Source organism: Rugamonas rivuli (assembly GCF_009380165.1).
GTDB classification, from domain to species: Bacteria; Pseudomonadota; Gammaproteobacteria; order Burkholderiales; family Burkholderiaceae_D; genus Rugamonas; species Rugamonas rivuli.
Map to the genome: position 1 here is coordinate 12,666 of NZ_WHUF01000002.1, position 21,622 is coordinate 34,287.

The following is a 21,622-nucleotide window of genomic DNA, read 5'->3' on the forward strand; positions in this document are numbered from 1 at the left end:
CTTATCGCTCTCTGGCTTCCACCGGCACGCCGGACGATATTTATGTTCATGACCTCATTGGAGGCAGTCGTGTCAAGGCTAACCTGACCGTCAGCGGCGGCGAGTCCAGCGCCGCCAAGTGCGATGCACCGGTCATGAGTTCGGATGCCCGTTATGTTGTCTTCGGTTGCCTTGCGCAGCCCATGGGATCGCCGCCGCCGGTTGGTGGAGAGTCCTACTACGTTTACGACCGCATCGGCAACAAGACCGAGGTGCTGCCGATGACGAACTCCAACAGGATGTCGAGGGCTGTTCCTGCGGCGATCAGCGCGGATGGTCATTACCTTGCCTATCGAACTTACGACCCGACCTCGCCCCTTACCGCCAGCATTTACCTGCGGGATATGGTCAACCATACGACGCAAGTCACCAAGGCGAAATCCGCCATGAGCTCGTCGAGTATTGCCGACCAGATGACTTTCAGCGCCGACGGCCGTTACATCGCGTACAGCGGCAGAGTTTCTGTCAGTGCCGCGTTGATCGACACTTTTGTGTATGACGCGGCGACTGGCGTTAGTGAACAAGTCAATGTCGGCCCGAACGGTGCGCCGGTGCGGAATGCTACGCAGGCTTACTCGGCGTCCATGAGTGCGGATGGCGGTGCGGTGGTGTTCGTCTCGCCAGATGCGGGCCTGACGTCGCCAGCGGCGCCTGCGGGACTGGGCGCGTATGTGCGTGATCGGCTTGCCGGTAAGACCGAATTTGTCAGCGGCGCTACGAAAGGTCGCGTGCTCTCCGCGAGCATCAGTGCCAACGGGCGCTATGTCTCCTTCACGGCAGATCCCGCCCCCGGATTTGAGCGGGCCATGTATGTATATGACCGGTTGACAAAAAAAAGCAGGATTGTTCCGGGAGTCTTTGCTGGTTTCACTGCCGCTACTGGCACTCCTCGGCTCTCTGCGGATGGCCGCTATGTAGCGTTTGCGTCCCAGAACAGCTCGACCGGAGCCAGGTCCATCGGCCTGGCGGATCTGGGCGTCGCGGCTGGGTTGAAGATCACCAGTGCTGCGCTCTCGCTGACTGAAGGCGGCGCCGCCGGTACTTACACGATCGCCTTGGCGCAGGTGCCGAATGCCAGCGTGAACGTCAGCGTCACGCCGGACCAGCAACTGAGCGTGGCGCGCACGCAGCTGGTGTTCACGCCGGATAACTGGAACGTGCCGCAAGTGGTCAGCGTGCAGGCGCTGCAGGATGGCGTGGCCGAAGGCAAGCACAGCGGCGTCATCACGCACACCGTCACCAGCACCGACATCGACTACACCGTGGTCAAGCCGGCCAGCGTGACGGTGGCGATCACCGACGCCGTGGTGCCGACCGTGGTGCTGCCGGGCGCGACCTGGAATCAATCCGAACTGCCGGTCAGCGGCACCGCCGCGCCGGGCGCCAACGTGCTGCTGACGGCCACCAACCGCAGCACCGGCTGGCTGACCTCGGTCAGCGTGCTGGCCGATGCGCAGGGCAACTGGAGCCGCACCTTGAGCGGCCTGAGCGACGGCGTGATCGAGATCGATGCGCAAGCCGACGGCATCCACAGCGCGGTGCAAAGCATCACCGTGGCGCTGCTGCCGCCACCGCCGATCAGCCTGCCTCCGGCACAGCAGTAAACGCAAAAGGGCAGGCGCGATGCCTGCCCTTTTTATGCTGTGCGACAGCAGAGCTCGTGTCCAAATGTCAGACTTGACCCCGATTTTTAGCTGCGCTCGCGCAGGATGCGGTTGACGCCGGCCACGCGGCGCACATTGCGCAGCAGGCCCGCCAGGTGCACGCGGTCCTTCACCTGGATCGTGAAGCGCAGCTGGTGCAGCACGTGTTCCTTGTCCTCGTCCATGCCGACATAGGTGATGTTGGCGTCGGACTCGCCGATCTCGGCCGCCACGCGCGCCAGGATGCCTTTCTCGTTGTTGATCAGCAGCTTGATGCGGCTGTCGAAACGGCGGTTCAGCTCAGTTCCCCACTTGACCGCGATCCAGCGGTCCGGCTCCTTGACCTTCTGGCGCTTGGCCAGCGTGCAATCGTTGGTGTGCACCAGCAGCCCCTGGTCGCGGCGCAGCTGGCCGATGATGGAGTCGCCCGGTATCGGCAGGCAGCACGGCGCCAGTTGCACCGACACGCCTTCGCTGCCGCAGATGGTGACGGGATCCAGCTCGGCCGCGCTGTTGTGGTCGACCGGCGCGCTGGCCGATTCGCCGCCGCGCAAGCCGAAGATGTGGCGCGCCACCAGCGCCGCCATGCGCTTGCCGATGCCGATGTCGGCATACAGCTCGTCGAGCGACTTGGCGCTCGATTCGTTCAGCAGGCGTTCGGCCAGGTGCTCTTCCAGCTCCGGCTTGATGCCCAGCGACGACAGCGCCTGCGACAGCAGCTGCTCGCCCAGCGTGATCGATTCCGGCAGGTTGATGGTGCGCAGGTGGTGGCGGATCGCCGAGCGCGCCTTGCCGGTGCGCACGAACGACAGCCACGTCGGGCTCGGCCGCGAGTTGGCGTCGGTGACGATTTCCACGATGTCGCCGTTGCGCAGCTCGGTGCGCAGCGAGGCCGGTTCGTTGTTGATGTTGACCGATACCGTGTGGTCGCCGATGCCGGTGTGGATCGAGTAGGCGAAGTCGATCGGCGTGGCGCCGCGCGGCAGCGCGATGATCTTCGATTTCGGCGTGAACACGTAGACCGAATCCGGGAACAGGTCGACCTTGACGTGTTCGAGGAATTCGGCCGAGTCGCCGGTCTGCTGTTGGATGTCGAGCAGCGATTGCAGCCACGCGTGGGTGCGCTGCTGCAAGTCCGACATATTGGCTTCGCCGTTCTTGTACAGCCAGTGCGCGGCCACGCCCGATTCGGCGGTGCGGTGCATTTCCTGGGTGCGGATCTGGAACTCCACCGGCGTGCCGTACGGGCCGATCAAGGTGGTGTGCAGCGACTGGTAGCCGTTGAGCTTGCGGATCGCGATGTAGTCCTTGAACTTGCCCGGCATCGGCTTGTACAGCGAGTGCAGCGTGCCCAGCGCAACATAGCAGTTGGGGAAGCTGTCGACCACCACGCGGAAGCCGTACACGTCCAGCACCTGCGAGAACGACAGGTGCTTGCTGCGCATTTTTTTATAGATGCCGTACAGCGTTTTTTCGCGGCCGTAGACCTCGGCTTCGATGCTGGCCATGGACAGCGTGTTCTTGACCGATTCCAGGATCTTCTTGACCACCTCGCGGCGGTTGCCGCGCGCCGCCTTGACGGCCTTGGCCAGCGTGCGGTAGCGCAGCGGATACAGGTGCGAGAACGACAGGTCCTGCAGCTCGCGGTAGATGTTGTTGAGGCCGAGGCGGTGGGCGATCGGCACATACACTTCCATGGTCTCGCTGGAGATGCGCGCCTTCTTGGCCGGCGCCATCACTTCCATGGTGCGCATATTGTGCAGGCGGTCGGCCAGCTTGATCAGGATGACGCGCACGTCGGAGGCCATGGCCAGCAGCATTTTGCGGAAGTTTTCCGCCTGCGCTTCGATCTGGCTCTGGAACTCGATTTTTTCCAGCTTGGACAGGCCGTCGACCAGGTTGGCGACCGGCGCGCCGAAGCGCTCGATCAGCTCTTCCTTCTTGACGTCCTGGTCTTCCATCACGTCGTGCAGCAGCGCCGCCATGATCGCTTGCGCGTCGAGCTTCCAGTCGGCGCAGATCTCGGCCACGGCGATCGGGTGGGAGATATACGGCTCACCCGATTTGCGCACCTGGCCCAGGTGCATCTCGTCCGAGAAGCGGTAGGCTTCCTTGACCTTTTTCAGGTCGGCGGCGTTCATGTACTCGGCCAGTTTTTCAGTCAGGTGCGTGACGGAGGCGACGCCGGCGGTCAGGGTGGGCGTGGCCAGGGGCGACGAAGAAATCACAGGCGGTACGGGAGCTGGTGCGGATGAGGCGATGGTGGAGGCGGTGCTGTCCCCTGCGTCGGCGCCGGACATGGCTTCAGCCGGCGTGGTGGCCGGCTGTTTGGCCCGGGCGGGCTTGCCACTCAATGTCGGATCGGCAGGGATCAGATTCATACGGTTGCGTTCCGTCTCGATGAGAATGTGAAATCATAATATGCGATACAAGGATATCCCATACTACTGCTAAACCGCACCATTCACATTGTTCGGGAACGCTGGGCCCAACTTACATTGGGACCTTTTTCAACATTTCCAGACCGACTTTGCCGGCGGCGATTTCACGCAGGGCGACGACGGTAGGCTTGTCCTTGGCTTCCACTTTCGGGGTGTGGCCTTGCAGCAGTTGGCGGGCGCGGTAGGTCGCGGCCAGGGTCAGCTGGAAACGGTTAGGGATAGTTTTCAAACAATCTTCAATAGTAATGCGGGCCATCTTAACTCCTAAAATCTTGTGTAATTATTCAGCGTGGATACCCAATTGGGCAAAGAGCGAGGCGTTGCGCGCCGCTTGTTGCGCAAACCGGCAACGGGCCGCTCTGACAATCGCCGTCAGTTCCGACAGGGCGACTGCAAATTCTTCGTTGATGATAGCATACTCGAACTCGGGAGCGTGGGCGATTTCGCCGCCCGCCGCCAGCAGCCGGCGCGTGATCACATGCGGTGCGTCGGTGGCGCGTTTCTTCAGGCGTTCCTCCAGCGCGTCGATCGACGGCGGCAGGATGAAAATGCCGGCCGCCTGCGGGAACTGCTTCTTCACCTGGCGTGCGCCCTGCCAGTCGATTTCCAGCAGGATGTCGGTGCCGGTCTTCATCTGTTCTTCGACCATGATGCGCGAAGTGCCGTAGTAATTGCCGTGCACTTCGGCCCACTCCAGGAACTCGCCGGCGTCGGCGCGCTGGACGAAATCTTCGGCGGTGGTGAAGTAGTATTCCTTGCCGTGGGTCTCGCCCGGACGCGGCGCGCGGGTGGTGGTGGAAATCGACAGCTTGATGGTCGGTTCCTGCGCCAGCAGCGCGTTGACCAGCGTGGACTTGCCGGCGCCCGAAGGCGCGACGACCATGAACAGGCTGCCTGCGAATGAGGTGGTTGAGCTCATGTCTCTCTTTCGAAAACGTCAGCGGGCGAACAACTGCGTCGCCCAAAGACGTATTTTACCAAGAGCAAGCACTTGCATCCAATTTACAGCAGTGTGAGCAGGTGCAGGGCGGCGGCCGGTGCGCGTTCCTTGGCGCCGTTGATGAAGTAGACGTAGGCGTCGCCGGACTTGGCGCCTTGCTGCCACTGGCGCGCTTGCGCGGCCCACTGTTTCAGCTCGGCGCCGGTGTAGCCGGTCTCCAGCTCGCTGCGGGCGTTCATCAGGCGCGCGTAGACGAACTCGCCGGTGATCTCGGCGACGTTGGGATACTTGGGCGTGTCGGTGATGACGGTGGCGATCTTGTGCTTGCGCGCCAGCTGGTAATAGTCCTCGCACAGAAAGCTGGGGTGGCGGGCGTCGAGCACGTGGCGCAGCTTGCGCGTGCCGAGCTTGGTTGGCAGCAGCTGGAAGAAGGCTTGCAGGTCGTCGGGGTCGAACTGCTTGGTGGCGGCCAGCTGCCACAGGATGGGGCCGAGCTTGCCGCCCAGTTCATCGAGGCCGCTGCTCATGAAGCGGGCTATGGATTCGCCGGCTTCGGCCAGCACCTTGCGGTTGGTGGCGAAGCGGCTGGCCTTGACCGAGAACACGAAGTCGTCCGGCGTCTGCGCGGCCCAGGAGGCGAAGTGCTCGGGCTTGGCGGTGCGGTAGAAGGTGCCGTTGATTTCGATGCTGGTGACCTGGCGGCTGGCGTATTCCAGCGCCTTCTTTTGCGGCACGCCTTTGGGATAAAACGTTTCGCGCCACGGTGCGAAATCCCAGCCGCCTATGCCCACCCTGACACTTGCCATGCGCCTCTCCCCGAAAGTCGATGCGGAGATGATAACGGTTTTTGGTGGCCGGGGCTTTTCCTTTCGCCTGCCGCCCCCATCATGGAGGTTTCCGTTCACTCCAGGAGTTCTCATGCAAGATCTGATCGTCGTTGCCACCCTGACCGCCAAGCCTGGCCACGAAGCCGTACTCAAGGCCGCGCTGGAGCGCATCGTGCCGCTCAGCCGCGCCGAGGATGGCTGCATCCGCTATGACCTGCACGCCGACCTGGCCAACCCGGCCAGCTTCGTCATGCTCGAAGCCTGGCGCGACGCCGACGCGCTGGCGCGGCACGAAGCCACGCCGCACTTCCATGAGTTGCTCAAGACGGTCGGCGGGCTGGTGGAGGTGCAGGTCGTCAAGCTGAATCAGTTGCTGTAGTCACGGCCCCGCGCGGGCTTTACTCCAGGTTCTGCACCTGTTCGCGCATCTGCTCGATCAGCAGTTTGAGTTCCATCGACGCATCGGCCAGTTCCTTGACCGAGGCCTTGGCGCCCAGCGTGTTGGCTTCGCGGTTCAGTTCCTGCATCATGAAGTCCAGGCGCTTGCCGACCTGGCCGCCTTTTTTCAGGATGTGGCGGGTCTCGGTCAGGTGGGCCGACAGGCGGCCCAGCTCTTCGGCCACGTCGATGCGGATGCCGTACAGGATCACTTCCTGGCGGATGCGCTCCAGCGCGTCCTGACGCGACAGCGCCGAATTCGAACCCTGGCAGGCCAGGCCCAGCGCGTCCTGCATGCGCTCGACGGCTTTCTGCTGGAAGGCCGCCACCACCTGCGGGATCAGCGGCGTGATGCGCTTGACGATCACTTCCATCGCCTCGATGCGCGAGGTCAGCATCGCTTCCAGCGCCGCGCCTTCGCGCTGGCGGCTGACGACGAAGGCTTGCACCGTGCGTGCGGTCAGCGCGGCGACGTCGGCCTGCAGCGATTCCTGGCCGATCTGGGCTTCCTCGATGACGCCGGGCCAGCGCAGCAGCTCGGCCACCGACATGGTGGGCGCGGCCGGGAAATGGCCGCTCACTTCCGCCTGCAAGCGTTGTAATTCGGTCAAAAGCGGCAAATTCAGCGCCTGCGAACCGGCGGTGGCGGCCTTGCGGCCAAAGCTCAGGCGCAATTCCACCTTGCCGCGGGTGATAGCCGCCATGATTGCCGAGCGCAAATCGGGTTCCAGCGCGCGTAAATCGTCGTTTATTCGAAACTGCAAATCTAAAAACCGCGAGTTGACACTCTTGATTTCGATAGTCAGTGTTCCCGCCGCACTTTCACTGGTGGCGACCGCGTAGCCCGTCATGCTGGAAATGCTCAATGGATGTCCCCGATTTAATCTTTACAAAACAGTGATTTATCCACACAATCCGGTTGTTGAGGCGAGGAATCCTATGGCTGCACAAAACAACGCCCCGTTGCCAGATGGTCTGGAAATTGCTGGATATCGCATTGTAAAGAAAATTGCGTCCGGTGGGTTCAGTATTGTTTACCTCGCGTACGACGGCGACGGCGTGGCGGTGGCCATCAAGGAGTATTTGCCCAGCTCGCTGGCCCTGCGCCAGCAGGGCGAACTGGTGCCGGCCATCGCGAAAGCGCACCTGCCGGTGTTCCGCATCGGCCTCAAGTGCTTCTTCGAGGAGGGCCGGGCGCTGGCCCGCATCTCCCATCCGAATGTTGTAAGCGTGCTCAATTTCTTCCGCGCGCACGACACCGTCTACATGGTGATGGCCTACGAATCGGGCCATTCCTTGCAAGAACACATACAGCGCCAGCGCGCCAAGGGCAGCAAGGTGGGCGAGGCCTTCATCCGCACCATCTTCCTGCAGGTGCTCAAGGGCCTGCGCGAAGTGCACGCCAACAAGCTGCTGCACCTGGACCTGAAGCCGGCCAATATCTACCTGCGCACCGACGGCACGCCGATGCTGCTGGACTTCGGCGCCGCCCGCCAGACCGTCAACAACGACATGCCGACGCTGACGCCGATGTACACGCCCGGCTTCGCGCCGCCCGAGCTGTACGCCAAGACCGGCGGCCTGGGGCCGTGGTCGGACGTCTACAGCATCGGCGCGTCGATGTTCGCCTGCATGGTCGGTTCGCCGCCGCAACCGGCCGACCAGCGCAAGAATGAGGATAAAATGGCCGGCCACTACGACAAGCTGGCCGGCCAGTACACGCCGGAGCTGGTCGCCATGGTGCGCTGGTGCCTGGAGCTGGACCCGCTGGAACGCCCGCAAAGCCTGTTCGCGCTGCAGAAGGTGCTGCAGGCCGCGCCGGCCGCCGCGCCCACGCCGCCGCCGGCGCCGCAGGGCGTGATCGACCGGCTGGGCGACGGCCTGCGCGGCCTGGTCGGCCGGCTGGGCGGGCGCGGCAAAGCCAAGGCCAAGGCCGGCCCCGATACCTTGATTTAACCGACAAAAGGCTCATCCATGCAATTCTCCGTGTATCAGGAAAGCCACATCGGCGGCCGCAAGGTCAATCAGGACCGCATGGGCTACAGCTTCACCCGCGACGCGCTGCTGCTGGTGCTGGCCGACGGCATGGGCGGCCACCTGCGCGGCGAGATCGCCGCCACCGTCGCACTGCAATCGATTTCCGCGCTGTTCCAGCAGCAGGCCACGCCGTACGTGAAAAAGCCGCAGCGCTTCCTGGAGGAGGCGCTGCTGACGGCGCACCGCGACATCCACCAGTACCGCGCCGACCACGGCCTGGCGGAGACGCCGCGCACCACCATCGTCGCCTGCCTGATCCAGCACAACACGGCGACCTGGGCCCACTGCGGCGACTCGCGCCTGTACTGGATGCGCGACGGCCAGATCCTGGCGCGCACGCGCGACCACTCGCATGTGGAAAGCCTGATCGCCAAGGGCCTGGCGCAGCCGTCCGAATGCGCCACCCATCCCGACCGCAACAAGCTGTACAACTGCCTCGGCGCCGACAGCCCGCCGAAAGTGGACATCTCGGCCGGCGCCGGCATGCTGCCGGGCGACCTGATGCTGTTGTGCTCCGACGGCTTGTGGTCTATGCTGCCGGACGACGACATGGTGCGGCGCCTGCACAGCCAGACCGTGGTGCGCGCCGTGCCCGACTTGCTGCAGGCGGCGCTGGCCGCGGCCGGCAGCGCCAGCGACAACGTCACGGCGCTGGCCATCATGTGGCAGGGCAGCTCCTTGATCGACGGCGTGGGCGCCAGCACGCTGGCGGCGGCCGAACTGTCGACCGTGGTGTCGACCGAAGCGCTGCCGCAGGGCCTGCACAGCACCACGATCAACAGCGCGCCGGTGCCGGAGCAGGCCGCCGCGCCGGCGCCGCCAGCCGACCCCATCGACGCCTTCGACGACGATGAAATCGAGAAGGCCATCGCCGAGATCCGCGGCGCCATCGAAAAATCCTCCCAAATCCTGAAATAACATTGAAATAAGGAATACTGTTTATGACGTTTGAATCCCGCCCGAGCGGCCGCGCCGTCGATGCGCTGCGCACCCTGCGTCTGACCCGCGACTACACCAAGCACGCCGAAGGTTCGGTGCTGATCGAATGCGGCGACACCAAGGTGATCTGCACCGCCAGCATCGAAGACAAGGTGCCGGGCTTCCTGAAGGGCAAGGGCCAGGGCTGGATGACGGCCGAATACGGCATGCTGCCGCGCTCGACCCACACCCGCATGGACCGCGAGGCGGCGCGCGGCAAGCAGTCCGGCCGCACGCAGGAAATCCAGCGCCTGATCGGCCGTTCACTGCGCGCGGCGTTCGACCTGGAAGCGTTCGGCGAGCGTACCTTGCACCTCGACTGCGACGTGATCCAGGCCGACGGCGGCACCCGCACGGCGTCCATCACCGGCGCCATGGTGGCGGCGTATGATGCGTTCGCCAAGCTGGTGGCGCGCGGCGCGGTGCCGGCGATTCCGCTGAAGAGCTTCGTGGCGGCGATTTCGGTCGGCGTCTACCAGGGCATGCCGGTGCTGGACCTGGACTACATCGAGGATTCCGGCTGCGACACCGACATGAACGTGGTGATGAACGACGCCGGCCACTTCATCGAAGTGCAGGGCACGGCCGAAGGCGCCGCCTTCGACCGCGCCGGCATGAACCGCCTGCTGGACCTGGCCCAGGGCGGCATCGCCGACCTGATCAAGCTGCAGAAGCAGGCGCTGGGCTTGTAATGCCGGGCTAGTGGTCGTCGGTCAGCGTGTCGTCGGCGCGCCGATGTTTCGGCAGGCGGCGCTCGGACATGGTCTTGGTTTGATGGTCTACGTGCTCGATCAACATCAGGGCGGCGTTCAACGCGTCGCTCATCGTTTTGACGGCGGCGGTCATCGCCGTGGCCGGCGTGGGTTGCGGCACGGCTGCTTGCCGCTCCAGCTTGGCGCGCAGCAGCGCCGCGTTCGCCCAGTTGCGCTCTCCGGGCAGGCGTAGCCACAGGTCGCGCCAGGCGTTGCGGCCATCGCCTGCAATTTCCATCGTCATCTGGCGCGGCGACACGGCTTCGCCACGAAAGATCAATTCGTCACCGACGACCTCGGCGTGATGGTAGTCGTCGCGGTATTTCATGCGTACGCGCGTGGCTTCCGGCAGGAACAGGCATTTCCATTGATAGCCGCGCACCGGGGCCGCCAGGGCGCGGCCGGCGGCGATCCACTGCTTGAGCGCGCCGACGATCGCCTCGGCGGGCGATAAGGTGCTGCCGCTTTGCCGCAAATAATCAAGCAGCTCGGTATATGCGGCTGGTGGCACTGCGCAGATGCTTGGGGCATTCATACTCGTTCTCCTTCCTTGTTGTGTCCTGTTTTGTCTTGTTCTGTCTCGTTAGACCCGCTGCACTGCACAAAGTTCAAACGGGACGAAACGAGACAGAACGAGACAAGCAAACGAGTAACGATGCCCCAAGGGCCGTTCGGGGGGAGGGGGTATGCATGTCCTCCCGGCCGGGGCCGGCTGGGTTGCGGGCAAAAGGTTTACAATGGCGGCTTCACCGCCACATGCAGCCCTACACCATGACCCAACGCCTGATCCTCGCCTCGAACAACGCCGGCAAACTCAAGGAATTCAACGAACTGCTGTCCACCGTGGGCTTTTCCGTCCACGCCCAGGGCGAGTACGACGTGCCCGAGGCCGACGAGCCGTTCCACACTTTCGTTGAAAACGCCCTGCAAAAAGCCCGCCACGCCTCGCGCCTGACCGGGCTGCCGGCGCTGGCCGACGATTCCGGCGTCTGCGTCAACGCGCTGGGCGGCGCCCCCGGCGTGTACTCGGCGCGCTTTGCCGGCGAACCGAAATCGGACGCCCGCAACAACGAGAAAATGATCGCCGACCTGGCAGCCCATGCCGACAAGTCCGCGTACTACTACTGCGTGCTGGTGTTCGTACGCCACGCCGACGACCCGCAACCAGTCATCGCCGACGGCCGCTGGAACGGCGAAATGATCGCCACCCCGCGCGGCAACGGCGGCTTCGGCTACGACCCGCACTTCTACATCCCGGCACTGGGCAAATGCGCCGCCGAGCTGACGGCCGATGAAAAAAACGCCTTGTCGCACCGCGGCCAGGCCCTGCGCGCGCTGGTAGAGAAACTGAAATGATCCCGATTAAAATCGTCGGCGCCACCAGCAAGGCAGCCAAGCCGGCCACCGACATCAGCGAAGCGGCCGGCGTCGCCGCCAAATACCTGCAGGCCGGTTCGCTGAACCTGCAGGCGCTGCCGCCGTTGTCGCTGTACATCCACTTCCCGTGGTGCGTGAAGAAGTGCCCTTACTGCGACTTCAACTCGCACGAAGCCAAGGACGGCCATACATTCCCCGAACAGGAATACCTGGACGCGCTGCGCACCGACCTGGAAATGGCGCTGCCGCTGATCTGGGGCAGAAAGATTTATACGATATTCATCGGCGGTGGCACGCCGAGCCTGATGTCGGCCGCAGGGCTGGACCGCCTGCTGTCGGACGTGCGCACGCTGCTGCCGCTGGACAGCGACTGCGAGATCACGATGGAGGCCAATCCCGGCACCTTCGAGGCCGAGAAGTTCAAGTCCTACCGCGCCAGCGGCATCAATCGCCTGTCGATCGGCATCCAGAGTTTCAACAGCCGCCACCTGAAGGCGCTGGGCCGCATCCACGACGACAATGAAGCCAAGCGGGCGGTGGAAATCGCGCAGGCCAACTTCGACAACTTCAACCTCGACCTGATGTACGCGCTGCCGTCGCAGACGCTGGAGGAAGCGCGCCACGACGTCGAAACCGCGATGGCCTTCCAGCCGCCGCACCTGTCGCTGTACCACCTGACGATGGAGCCGAACACGCTGTTCGCCAAGTACCCGCCGGCGCTGCCGGACGACGACGCCAGCGCCGACATGCAGGACCTGATCGCCGAGCTGACCGCCGCCAACGGCTACGGCCAGTACGAGGTGTCGGCCTATGCGAAGGAGGGCCGCCGCGCGCGCCACAACCTGAATTATTGGGAATTCGGCGACTATCTCGGCATCGGTGCCGGCGCGCACTCCAAGCTGTCGTTCCCGCACCGCATCCTGCGCCAGGCGCGCTACAAGCAGCCCAAGGCCTATATGGAGCAGGTGCGCCTGGGCGCGCCGGTGCAGGACGAGTACGAGATCGGGCGCGACGACATGGGCTTCGAGTTCATGCTCAACACGCTGCGCCTGCACGGCGGCTTCGATCCCAACCTGTTCAGCGAGCGCACAGGGTTAAGCCTGAACGCGATCGAGCAGCAGTTGAACGCGGCCGAAGCCAAGGGCCTGCTCTACCGCGACTACAAGCTGATCAAGCCGACCGAGCTGGGCCAGCGCTTCCTCAACGACTTGCAGCAGATGTTCCTCAAGGGTTAGAACTCTTCCCAGTCCTGGTCGCCGCCGACGGCGGCGGGCTTGCCTGCCGATAGCCGCGAGGCTGCCGTTGCTGGCGCTGCGGGGCGCGCGGCGGGCGCTGAGGCCGGACGGGCAGGGCGGGCCGCCGGCAACGCCGTGGCTTGCACCGCTGCCTGCGTCCGCGCAGGGGCCGGAGCCGACCGCGCCGGAGCGGCCAGCGCCGTCTGCCGCACCTCATCCCCCAGCTTGAACGACGAAGCCACATCGGCCAGGCGCGCCGCCTGTTCCTGCATGCTGGCCGCCGCCGCCGCCGACTGTTCCACCAGGGCCGCGTTCTGCTGCGTCACCTCGTCCATCTGGCCGATGGCGATGTTGATCTGGTCGATGCCCAGGCTTTGCTCGCTGCTGGCCGAGGTGATCTCGCCCATGATGTCGGTCACGCGGCGCACGCTGGCCACCACGTCGCCCATGGTGGTGCCGGCCTGCTGCACCAGCCTGGCGCCGATGTCGACCTGCTCGACCGAATTGCCGATCAGCTCCTTGATTTCCTTGGCCGCCGCCGCCGAACGCTGCGCCAGGTTGCGCACTTCGGAAGCCACCACCGCGAAGCCGCGCCCCTGTTCGCCGGCGCGCGCCGCTTCCACCGCCGCGTTCAGCGCCAGGATATTGGTCTGGAAGGCGATGCCGTCGATGACGCCGATGATGTCGACGATCTTGCGCGCCGAGGTGTTGATCGAACCCATGGTGTCGACCACCTGGCCGACGATGGTGCCGCCGCGCTCGGCCACGTCGGACGCGGCCTGGGCCAGCTGGTTGGCCTGCTTGGCGTTCTCGGCGTTCTGCTTGACGGTGGAGGTCAGCTCCTCCATCGACGACGCGGTCTCCTCCAGCGAGCTGGCCTGCTCCTCGGTGCGCGACGACAGGTCCATATTGCCGGCGGCGATTTCATTGGAAGCGGTGGCGATGGTGGTGGTGCCGCTCTGCACCTGGCTGACCACATTGCGCAGCGCATCGTTCATGCCCTTCAAGGCGGTCATCAGGTCGCCGATCTCGCACTTGGTGGTCTCGGCGTCGAAGCGGGTGGTCAGGTCGCCGTTGGCGACGGTGGCGGCGATGTCCACCGCCGACTTCAGCGGCACCGTGATCGAGCGCGAGATCACCCACGCCGCCAGCGAGCCTATCGTCACCATCAGCACCGCCAGCACCATCAGCAGCATGTTGCTGCGGTCGTTGGCGGCGTCGATCGCATGGGCGGTGTCGTCGATGGCCTTGCGCTGCAAGGTCAGCAGCGCCTGCACCTTGTTCTGGTACGCCGTGGCCGACGGCATGAAGACATCCTTGTACAGTTTTTCCGCCTCCTCGGCGCTGCCGGCCTTCTTGGCGTTCATGATGTCGGTCTTGGCCTTCTGGTAGGTGGCGCGCAGCGCTGCGGAGGCGTCGAACACGGCCTTTTCCTCGTCGCTGACCAGCAGTTCCTTGAGTTTGCCTATCAGTTCGCCGCCGCGCTTGGTGCTGTCGGCGATGACGTCGGCGAAGGTGGTCGACAGCGTGTCGTCGCTGCTGCGGGCGATCAGCGCGGTGCGCGCCACGGCCGAGTAGATCAGCACGTACCAGTCGGAGGCCAGGCGTTCCTTGGCCAGCGGTTTTTCCATCATGTGGCGGGTGGCCTCGGCGTTGGCGCGGGCGTTGTACAGCGCCACCGAGGTGGCGAAGATGGCCAGCAGCAGGACGATGGCGAAGCCGACGGCGAGGCGGGTGCCGATACGCAGATGAGCCAGAAAGTTCATGATGTCACTCCGATGGAAGCGGCTGTGCGCGCCGGGCGGCGCGGCTTGCAGGGTTCAAGTATGCACCCGTGGCCCGGCGGCGGTCATGCAACTTCGGAGGGTTCCGTTGCTTTTTTGAAACAATCAGAAGGCGGCGGCCAGGCTCAGGTCGGGCCGCTCGCACCAGCGGGCGAAGGCCTCGGCCAGGCGTTCGCTTTCGGCGATGGCGCGGGTCCAGTCGCGGGTGCGGGCGGCGTGGTCCTGGCCGTAGAACTTGAAGTCGCGGCGGTCGGGCAGCTTGCCGTTGGGCAGGCTGGCGACGAAGGCGGGCGACGGCGACACCAGGATCACATTGTCCAGCGCCGGATCGCCGCCGCGGGCGCCGGCGCGGCGCCACGGCATGGCCTTGTCCAGCCAGCCGGGCACGATGTAGTCGCTGAAGTGCGGATACAGCACCAGGCCGGGATCGCGCTGGTAGGGCAGGTGCAGGTGGTAGTCGATCAGGCCGCCGTCCCAGTAGGCGCCGTCCGGGGCGCCGGCGATGGCCGACACGGCGTCGAGCACCAGCGGGATCGAGCCCGAGGCCAGCAGGGCGTCGCGCAGGTTGGCCGGCTGCAGGCCGACGAAGTGGGCGGCGAAGGCGTCGAAGGGCTGGCGCAGCCAGTCGGCGTCGTCGCCGGCGTGGTGGAAGACCACGCGTTCCATCGATGCGGCCAGGTGGCGGCGCGCCAGCGTGTTGCTGGCGGCGGCGTGTAGGAAGCCGGCCATCTCGCGCCAGCGTTGGCCGCCGGTGCGGCCGAGCGGGCCGACGCCGCGCACCGTCAGCACCGACAGGTGATGGTCGGGGTGGCTAACTGCTTCGGCGGCGCGGCCGTCGAGCAGTTCGTCGAGCAGGGCGCGGCAGGTCTGGCTGACGTAGGCGGGCGTGACCTTGGCCGGATAGCGCTGGGCGGCGTACAGGCGGGCCAGGCGTTTGTGGGCGGCGACCGGATCGTCGAAGGTGGAGGCGGCCATGCGCCAGGCGCCGATGGAGGCGCCGACCAGGCGGCGCTGGCGCGGCGCGGCCTGCAGCCAGCCGCCGAACATCCAGCAATCGAGGCCGTGCAGGATCAGGCCCTTGGGGCCGCCGGCGGCGGCCGGCACGATGGCGATATCGGCCGCTTGCACACCTTCGGCGGCAATACGCTGCCGGGCGCGCGCGCCCAGGCGGATGGTGATCGGAGAAGTCATGGTTGAAAATCCGCGAGTCATTCCCGCGCAGGCGGGAATCAATACTGAGCTTGTGACGGATACATTGTATGGGTTCCCGCCTGCGCGGGAACGACGGTGGTTATTTTATGCCGCCGCCGAGGGCGCGGTACAGGTCGATGGCGCTGGTGGTGCGCAGCAGGCGGGCTTGCACCAGGGCTTGCTGGGCGCTGAACAGTTCGCGCTGCGCGTCCAGCACGTCCAGCGAGCTGGCGACACCGTTGTCCTGGCGCAGTTGCAGCAGCTTCAGGCGGTCGGCCTGCGCTTCCTGCACCGCGCGCTGCGCCGCCACCTGTTCGCCCAGGTAGTCGCGTGCGGCCAATGCGTCGGCTACTTCGCGGAAGGCGGTCTGGATGGCTTTCTCGTAGTCGGCTACGGCGATGTTCTTGCGCACTTCTGCCAGGCCCAGGTTGGCGCGGTTGCGGCCGGCGTCGAAGATCGGCAGCGTCAGCTGCGGCGCGAACGACCAGCTGCCCGAGCCGCCGTCGAACAGACCATTGAGCGACGGGCTGCTGCTGCCCAGCGCGGCCGTCAGGCTGATGCGCGGGAAGAAGGCGGCGCGCGCGGCGCCGATGTTGGCGTTGGCCGATATCAGCCGCTGCTCGGCGGCGCGCAGGTCGGGACGGCGGGCCAGCAAGTCCGACGGCAGCCCGGCCGGCAGCGCGCTCAGGTCATCGATCTGGCGGTCGCTGGGCATGGCGCCGGCTGCACCGGCATTGGCGCCGCTGGCGGGTTGGCCGACCAGCAGCGTCAACGCGTTGTCGGCCTGTGCGCGCTGGCGGGCCAGCGTCAGCGCGGCGGCGCGCGCGGTTTCCATCAGCGTCTCGCTGGAGCGCAGGTCCAGGCGCGACGAGGCGCCCACTTCGGCGCGCTGCTGCGTCAACTTGTAGGTGCGGGCGCGGGCGTCGTAGGTCTGCTGCGCCAGCGCGTACTGCTCGGCGTAGGCGCGCTCGGTGTAATAGGCTTGCGCCACCTGCGCCACCAGGCTGATTTGCGCCGCCTGGCGCGCTTCGCTGGTGGCCAGGTAGGCCGCCAGCGCCGCATCGTTCAGGCTTTTCACGCGGCCGAAGAAATCCAGCTCGAAAGCGGAAATCGCCAATCCCGCGTCATAGCGCTTGCCGATCGAGGTCTGCCCGCTCGGCGACAGGAAGGCCGGTGTCTTGGCCTTGGTGACGGCCGCATTGGCGTTCAGATTCGGCAGACGGTCGGCCGACTGGATGTCGTACTGCGCGCGCGCCTCCTCGATGCGCAGCGCGGCCGTGCGCAGGTCGCGGTTGTTCTCCAGCGCGGCGGCGATCAGCTGCTGCAGGCGCGGATCGGCGAAGTAATCGCGCCAGCCGGTATCGACCGCCTCGCGGGCGCCGGCCGCCAACGGCAGCGGCACGCTGGTGCGGGCGGCCGCGCCAGCGGTATCGGCCGGGAAGGCCGCAGCCACCGGCGCGGCCGGGCGCTGGTAGGTCGGCGCCATCGAGCACGCCGACAGCAGGGCCGCCGCCAATACGGCCAGGGGCAGGACAGGCTTATGGACAGGCTTACGGGCAAACTTAGTCATAGGTTTCATGGTTCTTATCGTTCATTTCATGTGCGGCCAGTTTGCGCTGGCGTTCGCTGCCCTTGAAGATCTTGCGTATCACGACGAAGAACACCGGCACCAGGAACACCGCCAGCACCGTGGCCGTGATCATCCCGCCCATCACGCCGGTGCCGATGGCGCGCTGGCTGGCCGAACCCGCGCCGGTGGCGATCACCAGCGGCAGCACGCCGAGAATGAAGGCCAGCGAGGTCATGATGATCGGTCGGAAGCGCAGATGCACCGCCTCCAGCGTCGCTTCGATCAGGCCCTTGCCCTGCGCCTGCAAGTCCTTGGCGAATTCGATGATCAGGATCGCGTTCTTGGCCGACAGGCCGATGATAGCGATCAGGCCGACCTTGAAGTACACATCGTTCGGCAGCCCGCGCAGGCTGGCGCCCAGCAGCGCGCCCAGCACGCCGAGCGGCACCACCAGCAGCACCGCCACCGGGATCGATTCGCTTTCATACAGCGCCGCCAGCACCAGGAAGGCGGCCAGCAGCGACAGCGCGAACAGCATCGGCGCCTGCGAGCCGGAGGTCTTCTCTTCCAGCGACTGACCGGTCCATTCGATGCTGAAGCCCGGCGGCAGCTGCGCCGCCAGGCGTTCCAGTTCGTCCATCGCCTCGCCGGTCGAACGGCCAGGCGCGGCGTCGCCGGTCAGCTTGATGGCGGGGTAGCCGTTGTAGCGCACCAGCTGTACCGGACCTTGTATCCAGTGCGATTTGGCGAACGAGGAGAACGGCACCATCGTGCCGCTGGCGCTGCGCACGTTGAGCTGCATGATGTCTTCCGGTTGCAGGCGGCGCGGCGCGTCGGCCTGCACGATCACGCGCTGCTGGCGCCCGCTGCTGGCGAAGTCGTTGACGTAGGACGAGCCGAGCGCGGTCGACATCATCGAATTGATGTCGGCGAAGCTCACGCCCAGCGCATTGGCCTTCTCGCGGTCGATATCGACTTGCAGCTGCGGCGAATCCTCCAAACCTTCGGGACGCAGGCCCTTGAGGATGGCGCTCTTGCCGGCCATGCCCAGCAGCTGGTTGCGCGCCGCGATCAGCGCGTCGTGACCCAGCGCGCTGCGGTCCTGCAGGCGCGCGGTGATGCCGGTGGCGTTACCCAGTTCGCGGATCGGCGGCGGCGACAGCGGGAAGATCACCGCGTCGGCGATGCCGGACAGCGCACCGAACGCGCGCTGCGCAATGGCCTGCGCCGATTCCTCGGGGCCGCGTTCCTTCCAGTCCTTGAGCGGAATAAACACCAGGCCGGCGTTCTGGCCGTTGCCGGAGAAGCTGAAGCCCGCCACCGCGATGGTGCGGGCCACGCCCGGCTGCTTGCGGAAGTAGGCGTCGGCCTGCGCCAGCACGGCCTGCGTGCGGCTGGTCGACGCGCCGGCCGGCAGCTGCACGTTGGCGATCAGGTAGCCCTGGTCTTCGTTCGGCAGGAAGGACGACGGCAGGCGCGCATACAGCCAGCCCACCACGCCGCAGATCAGCGCGAACACCACCAGGTAACGGCCGGTGCGCTTGATCATCTTGGCGATCACGCCCTGGTAGCCGGTGGCCGTCACCGCGAACTGGCGGTTGAACCAGCCGAAGAAGCCTTTCTTCTCGTGGTGATGGCCGGCCTGCACCGGTTTCAAAATGGTGGCGCACAGCGCCGGCGTCAGCGTCAGCGCCATCAGCGCCGAGAACAGCATGGCCGACACCATCGCCAGCGAGAACTGGCGGTAGATCGCGCCGACCGCGCCGCCGAAGAAGGCCATCGGAATGAACACGGCGATCAGCACCAGCGTGATGCCGATGATGGCGCCGGTGATCTGGCCCATCGCCTTGCGGGTGGCGTCGCGCGGCGACAGGCCTTCCTCGCTCATGATGCGCTCGACGTTTTCCACCACCACGATGGCGTCATCGACCAGGATGCCGATGGCCAGCACCATGCCGAACATGGTCAGCACGTTGATCGAGAAGCCGAACAGCTGCATCGCGGCGAAAGTGCCCATCAGCGCCACCGGCACCACGATGGTCGGGATCAGCGTGTAGCGGAAGTTTTGCAGGAACAGGTACATCACCAGGAACACCAGCACCACCGCTTCGAGCAGGGTCTTGACCACTTCCTCGATGGAGATCTTGACGAACAGCGAGGTGTCGTAAGGGATGGTGTACTTCACGCCGGGCGGGAAGTACTTGGCCAATTGATCCATCTTCTCGCGCACCGCGGTCGCCGTTTGCAGTGCGTTACCGGTCAGCGACAGCTGCACCGCGATGGCCGCGAACGGCGCACCGTTCAGGCGCGCGTTGATGTTGAAGTTGGCGCCGCCCATTTCGATGCGCGCCACGTCCTTCAAGCGCACCAGCGAGCCGTTGGGATTTGCGCGCAGTACGATCTGGCCGAATTCGGTGGTGGACGACAGCTGGCCCGTGACCACGATGGGCGCGGAGAAGGTCTGCTTGGCGGGGCTGGGCAGGTCGCCCAGCGTGCCCGATGTGACCTGGGCGTTCTGTGCGCGGATGGCGGCGGTGACGTCGGCCATATTCATCTTCAGGCCGATCAGCTTGGCCGGATCGACCCAGATGCGCATCGCCCGTTCGGTGCCGAACAACTGCGCCTGGCCCACGCCCGGTATGCGCTTGATCTCGTTGACCACGTTGCGCGCCATGTAGTCGCCAAGGCCGGTCGGATCGAGGCGGCCGTCGGTCGAAGTCAGGCCGACGAACATCAGGATGTTGGAGCGCGCCTTGTTGACCTGCACGCCCTGCTGCGTAACGGCGGCCGGCAGGCGCGATTCCACGCGCTTGATGCGGTTCTGTACATCGACCGCCGCCAGGTCCGGATTGGTGCCGGGGACGAAGGTGACGGTGATGGTCACGGCGCCGCTGGCCTCACTGGACGATTCGACGTACTGCAGGCCGTCGGCCCCGTTCATCTCCTGTTCGATCACGCTGGTGACGGCGTCGTCCAGCACCTGCGCGGTGGCGCCGGGGTAGTTGGCCGTCACCACGATCGATGGCGGCGCGATGGTCGGGTATTGCGACACGGGCAGCACCGTGATCGCCAGCATCCCGCCCAGCAAAATGAATAGTGCGATCACCCACGCGAACACGGGGCGGTCGATGAAAAACTTGGCCATCAGGACTCCCCGGGGTTATTTGGCGGAAGCAGCAGCTGCGGCCGGCGCGGCGGCGGGCGACGTGCCCACCGGGCCTTTCCACGGCTGCGGATTGACGGTGGCGCCGGGCTTGGCCTTCTGGAAGCCTTCGACCACGATGCGCTCGCCGCCTTTGAGGCCGGAGCTGACCACCCAGTTCTGGCCATCGTTGGCGGTGGCCGTCACCGGCTGCGAGATCACCTTGTTGTCGGCGCCGACGATCAGCACCGACGAGCCTTCAGGGCTGCGCACCACGGCCTGCTGCGGCACGCTGATGGCCGCTTCGCTGACGCCTTGCTCCAGGCGGGCGCGCACATACATGCCGGGGAGCAGGGTGCGGTTAGGGTTGGGGAATTCGGCACGCATCGCCACCGCGCCGGTGCTTTCGTCCACCGACACGTCGGAGAACAGCAGGCGGCCGGCTTGCGGATAGGCCTGGCCGTCTTCCGTCACCAGCGTCACGCGCGCCTCGTTCTTGCCGGCGCCTTTGAGCTTGCCCTCGGCCAGCGCGCGCTGGAGCTTCAGCAGCTCGGTCGACGACTGGGTAATGGTGACGTAGATCGGGTCCAGCGTCTGCACGGTGGCCATCGGCGTCGCTTCGCCCTGGCCGACCAGCGCGCCTTCCGTGACCAGCGCGCGGCCGATGCGGCCGGAGATCGGCGAGCTGACGGTGGCGTAGCCCAGCGTCAGGCCGGCGTTGGTGCGCGCGGCCTTGGACGTGGCCAGGTCGGCGGCGGCCTGCTTCTGCGCGGTGACGGCGTCGTCGTATTCCTGCTGGCTGACGGCTTGCGCGGCCAGCAACGGTTTATATCGTTTTACCTTTAAGTCGGCCTGGGCCAGGTTGGCCTCGGCCTTGGCGACGGCCGCCTGGGCGCTGTCGTAGGAAGCCTGGAACTGGGCCGGATCGATGCGGAACAGCACCTCGCCCGCCTTGACGTCGCCGCCTTCCTTGAACACGCGCTGCAGCACGATGCCGGCGGTCCGGGCGCGCACCTGCGCAATGCGCGACGCTTCCGTGCGGCCCGGGAGTTCGGTGCTCAGGGTGAGGGCGGCGGGAGCGACGGTGATGACGGCGACGGCGGCGGGGGGCGGAGCTGCGGGAGCCGCGGCTTTGTCGCCGCAGGCAGTCAACAGGGATAAGGCGAAAACGGCGGAGGCAACGGCGGTATAACGAGGGACTGATCTCATGGATGAAGGTCTCGTGAAA

18 protein-coding genes are annotated in these 21,622 nt (G+C 65.7%); 7 read left to right on the plus strand and 11 right to left on the minus strand.

Features of this window, described 5'->3' with window-relative positions:
* Positions 1-182 precede the first annotated feature (182 nt).
* Positions 183-1,643, plus strand: a complete 1,461-nt coding sequence (locus GEV01_RS05240) for a TolB family protein (protein WP_175022943.1) — start codon at positions 183-185, stop codon at positions 1,641-1,643.
* Positions 1,644-1,729: 86 nt separating this feature from the next.
* On the opposite strand, the gene GEV01_RS05245 is transcribed toward GEV01_RS05240, so the two are convergent.
* The 4 genes from GEV01_RS05245 to GEV01_RS05260 all read right to left on the minus strand — a co-directional run bounded on the left by GEV01_RS05245 (position 1,730) and on the right by GEV01_RS05260 (position 5,869).
* Positions 1,730-4,063 carry a RelA/SpoT family protein gene (locus GEV01_RS05245; protein ID WP_008451305.1) on the minus strand — a complete coding sequence of 778 codons (2,334 nt, stop codon included), beginning with the start codon at positions 4,061-4,063 and terminating at the stop codon, positions 1,730-1,732.
* Between the two features lie 112 nt (positions 4,064-4,175).
* Positions 4,176-4,379 carry a DNA-directed RNA polymerase subunit omega gene (gene rpoZ / locus GEV01_RS05250; protein WP_008451304.1) on the minus strand — a complete coding sequence of 68 codons (204 nt, stop codon included), beginning with the start codon at positions 4,377-4,379 and terminating at the stop codon, positions 4,176-4,178.
* A 24-nt stretch (positions 4,380-4,403) separates the two neighbouring features.
* On the minus strand, positions 4,404-5,042 hold the full coding sequence (gmk, locus tag GEV01_RS05255) for a guanylate kinase (protein WP_152802367.1): 639 nt from the start codon (positions 5,040-5,042) through the stop codon (positions 4,404-4,406).
* An 83-nt stretch (positions 5,043-5,125) separates the two neighbouring features.
* Positions 5,126-5,869 carry a DUF72 domain-containing protein gene (locus GEV01_RS05260; RefSeq protein ID WP_152802369.1) on the minus strand — a complete coding sequence of 248 codons (744 nt, stop codon included), beginning with the start codon at positions 5,867-5,869 and terminating at the stop codon, positions 5,126-5,128.
* A gap of 112 nt (positions 5,870-5,981) precedes the next feature.
* Between GEV01_RS05260 and GEV01_RS05265 the strand changes: the two genes are divergently transcribed.
* The gene (locus GEV01_RS05265) at positions 5,982-6,269 is read left to right on the plus strand and encodes a putative quinol monooxygenase (RefSeq protein ID WP_152802371.1); all 288 of its coding nucleotides are present in this window, start codon (positions 5,982-5,984) and stop codon (positions 6,267-6,269) included.
* Between the two features lie 19 nt (positions 6,270-6,288).
* On the opposite strand, the gene GEV01_RS05270 is transcribed toward GEV01_RS05265, so the two are convergent.
* The gene (locus tag GEV01_RS05270) at positions 6,289-7,179 is read right to left on the minus strand and encodes a YicC/YloC family endoribonuclease (RefSeq protein ID WP_152803944.1); all 891 of its coding nucleotides are present in this window, start codon (positions 7,177-7,179) and stop codon (positions 6,289-6,291) included.
* 88 nt (positions 7,180-7,267) lie between these two features.
* Between GEV01_RS05270 and GEV01_RS05275 the strand changes: the two genes are divergently transcribed.
* The 3 genes from GEV01_RS05275 to rph are packed head-to-tail and all read left to right on the plus strand — an operon-like array spanning position 7,268 to position 10,035.
* Positions 7,268-8,284, plus strand: coding sequence for a serine/threonine protein kinase (locus GEV01_RS05275; protein WP_152802373.1), 1,017 nt, complete (start codon positions 7,268-7,270; stop codon positions 8,282-8,284).
* 18 nt (positions 8,285-8,302) lie between these two features.
* Positions 8,303-9,283 (plus strand): PP2C family protein-serine/threonine phosphatase, encoded by a 981-nt coding sequence (locus GEV01_RS05280; RefSeq protein ID WP_152802375.1) that lies wholly within the window; start codon positions 8,303-8,305, stop codon positions 9,281-9,283.
* Between the two features lie 23 nt (positions 9,284-9,306).
* Positions 9,307-10,035 carry a ribonuclease PH gene (rph, locus tag GEV01_RS05285; protein ID WP_152802376.1) on the plus strand — a complete coding sequence of 243 codons (729 nt, stop codon included), beginning with the start codon at positions 9,307-9,309 and terminating at the stop codon, positions 10,033-10,035.
* 7 nt (positions 10,036-10,042) lie between these two features.
* On the opposite strand, the gene GEV01_RS05290 is transcribed toward rph, so the two are convergent.
* Positions 10,043-10,630 (minus strand): hypothetical protein, encoded by a 588-nt coding sequence (locus tag GEV01_RS05290; protein ID WP_152802378.1) that lies wholly within the window; start codon positions 10,628-10,630, stop codon positions 10,043-10,045.
* Between the two features lie 236 nt (positions 10,631-10,866).
* On the opposite strand from GEV01_RS05290, the gene rdgB reads away from it, so the two are divergent.
* Both rdgB and hemW read left to right on the plus strand, forming a co-directional pair.
* Positions 10,867-11,451 carry an RdgB/HAM1 family non-canonical purine NTP pyrophosphatase gene (gene rdgB / locus GEV01_RS05295; protein ID WP_152802380.1) on the plus strand — a complete coding sequence of 195 codons (585 nt, stop codon included), beginning with the start codon at positions 10,867-10,869 and terminating at the stop codon, positions 11,449-11,451.
* A complete protein-coding gene (gene hemW, locus GEV01_RS05300) occupies positions 11,448-12,707 on the plus strand; it encodes a radical SAM family heme chaperone HemW (protein ID WP_152802382.1) in 1,260 nt (419 codons plus the stop codon). The genes rdgB and hemW overlap by 4 nt, the downstream gene beginning before the upstream one ends.
* Here the strand turns inward: hemW and GEV01_RS05305 are convergent.
* The 5 genes from GEV01_RS05305 to GEV01_RS05325 all read right to left on the minus strand — a co-directional run bounded on the left by GEV01_RS05305 (position 12,704) and on the right by GEV01_RS05325 (position 21,603).
* Positions 12,704-14,473 (minus strand): methyl-accepting chemotaxis protein, encoded by a 1,770-nt coding sequence (locus GEV01_RS05305; RefSeq protein WP_152802384.1) that lies wholly within the window; start codon positions 14,471-14,473, stop codon positions 12,704-12,706. The genes hemW and GEV01_RS05305 overlap by 4 nt on opposite strands.
* Before the next feature lie 123 nt (positions 14,474-14,596).
* Positions 14,597-15,682 (minus strand): patatin-like phospholipase family protein, encoded by a 1,086-nt coding sequence (locus GEV01_RS05310; protein ID WP_152802386.1) that lies wholly within the window; start codon positions 15,680-15,682, stop codon positions 14,597-14,599.
* Positions 15,683-15,782: 100 nt separating this feature from the next.
* Entirely contained in the window at positions 15,783-17,252 is a 1,470-nt protein-coding gene (locus tag GEV01_RS05315) for an efflux transporter outer membrane subunit (RefSeq protein ID WP_152803946.1), read from the minus strand.
* On the minus strand, positions 17,245-20,397 hold the full coding sequence (locus tag GEV01_RS05320) for an efflux RND transporter permease subunit (RefSeq protein ID WP_152802387.1): 3,153 nt from the start codon (positions 20,395-20,397) through the stop codon (positions 17,245-17,247). Before GEV01_RS05320 ends, GEV01_RS05315 begins: the two co-directional genes overlap by 8 nt.
* Before the next feature lie 15 nt (positions 20,398-20,412).
* Positions 20,413-21,603, minus strand: coding sequence for an efflux RND transporter periplasmic adaptor subunit (locus tag GEV01_RS05325; RefSeq protein WP_152802389.1), 1,191 nt, complete (start codon positions 21,601-21,603; stop codon positions 20,413-20,415).
* Between the last annotated feature and the right edge of the window lie 19 nt (positions 21,604-21,622).

Bases quoted from the DNA above. Each gene is read 5' to 3' on its own strand.
- GEV01_RS05245 (WP_008451305.1), bottom strand. From the start codon at position 4,063: ATGAATCTGATCCCTGCCGATCCGACATTGAGTGGCAAGCCCGCCCGG.
- hemW (WP_152802382.1), top strand. From the start codon at position 11,448: ATGATCCCGATTAAAATCGTCGGCGCCACCAGCAAGGCAGCCAAGCCG.
- GEV01_RS05260 (WP_152802369.1), bottom strand. From the start codon at position 5,869: ATGGCAAGTGTCAGGGTGGGCATAGGCGGCTGGGATTTCGCACCGTGG.
- GEV01_RS05240 (WP_175022943.1), top strand. From the start codon at position 183: ATGGGATCGCCGCCGCCGGTTGGTGGAGAGTCCTACTACGTTTACGAC.
- GEV01_RS05280 (WP_152802375.1), top strand. From the start codon at position 8,303: ATGCAATTCTCCGTGTATCAGGAAAGCCACATCGGCGGCCGCAAGGTC.
- GEV01_RS05270 (WP_152803944.1), bottom strand. From the start codon at position 7,179: ATGACGGGCTACGCGGTCGCCACCAGTGAAAGTGCGGCGGGAACACTG.
- rdgB (WP_152802380.1), top strand. From the start codon at position 10,867: ATGACCCAACGCCTGATCCTCGCCTCGAACAACGCCGGCAAACTCAAG.
- GEV01_RS05315 (WP_152803946.1), bottom strand. From the start codon at position 17,252: ATGACTAAGTTTGCCCGTAAGCCTGTCCATAAGCCTGTCCTGCCCCTG.
- GEV01_RS05305 (WP_152802384.1), bottom strand. From the start codon at position 14,473: ATGAACTTTCTGGCTCATCTGCGTATCGGCACCCGCCTCGCCGTCGGC.
- GEV01_RS05290 (WP_152802378.1), bottom strand. From the start codon at position 10,630: ATGAATGCCCCAAGCATCTGCGCAGTGCCACCAGCCGCATATACCGAG.
- GEV01_RS05265 (WP_152802371.1), top strand. From the start codon at position 5,982: ATGCAAGATCTGATCGTCGTTGCCACCCTGACCGCCAAGCCTGGCCAC.
- rpoZ (WP_008451304.1), bottom strand. From the start codon at position 4,379: ATGGCCCGCATTACTATTGAAGATTGTTTGAAAACTATCCCTAACCGT.
- GEV01_RS05325 (WP_152802389.1), bottom strand. From the start codon at position 21,603: ATGAGATCAGTCCCTCGTTATACCGCCGTTGCCTCCGCCGTTTTCGCC.
- GEV01_RS05275 (WP_152802373.1), top strand. From the start codon at position 7,268: ATGGCTGCACAAAACAACGCCCCGTTGCCAGATGGTCTGGAAATTGCT.
- GEV01_RS05310 (WP_152802386.1), bottom strand. From the start codon at position 15,682: ATGACTTCTCCGATCACCATCCGCCTGGGCGCGCGCGCCCGGCAGCGT.
- gmk (WP_152802367.1), bottom strand. From the start codon at position 5,042: ATGAGCTCAACCACCTCATTCGCAGGCAGCCTGTTCATGGTCGTCGCG.
- GEV01_RS05320 (WP_152802387.1), bottom strand. From the start codon at position 20,397: ATGGCCAAGTTTTTCATCGACCGCCCCGTGTTCGCGTGGGTGATCGCA.
- rph (WP_152802376.1), top strand. From the start codon at position 9,307: ATGACGTTTGAATCCCGCCCGAGCGGCCGCGCCGTCGATGCGCTGCGC.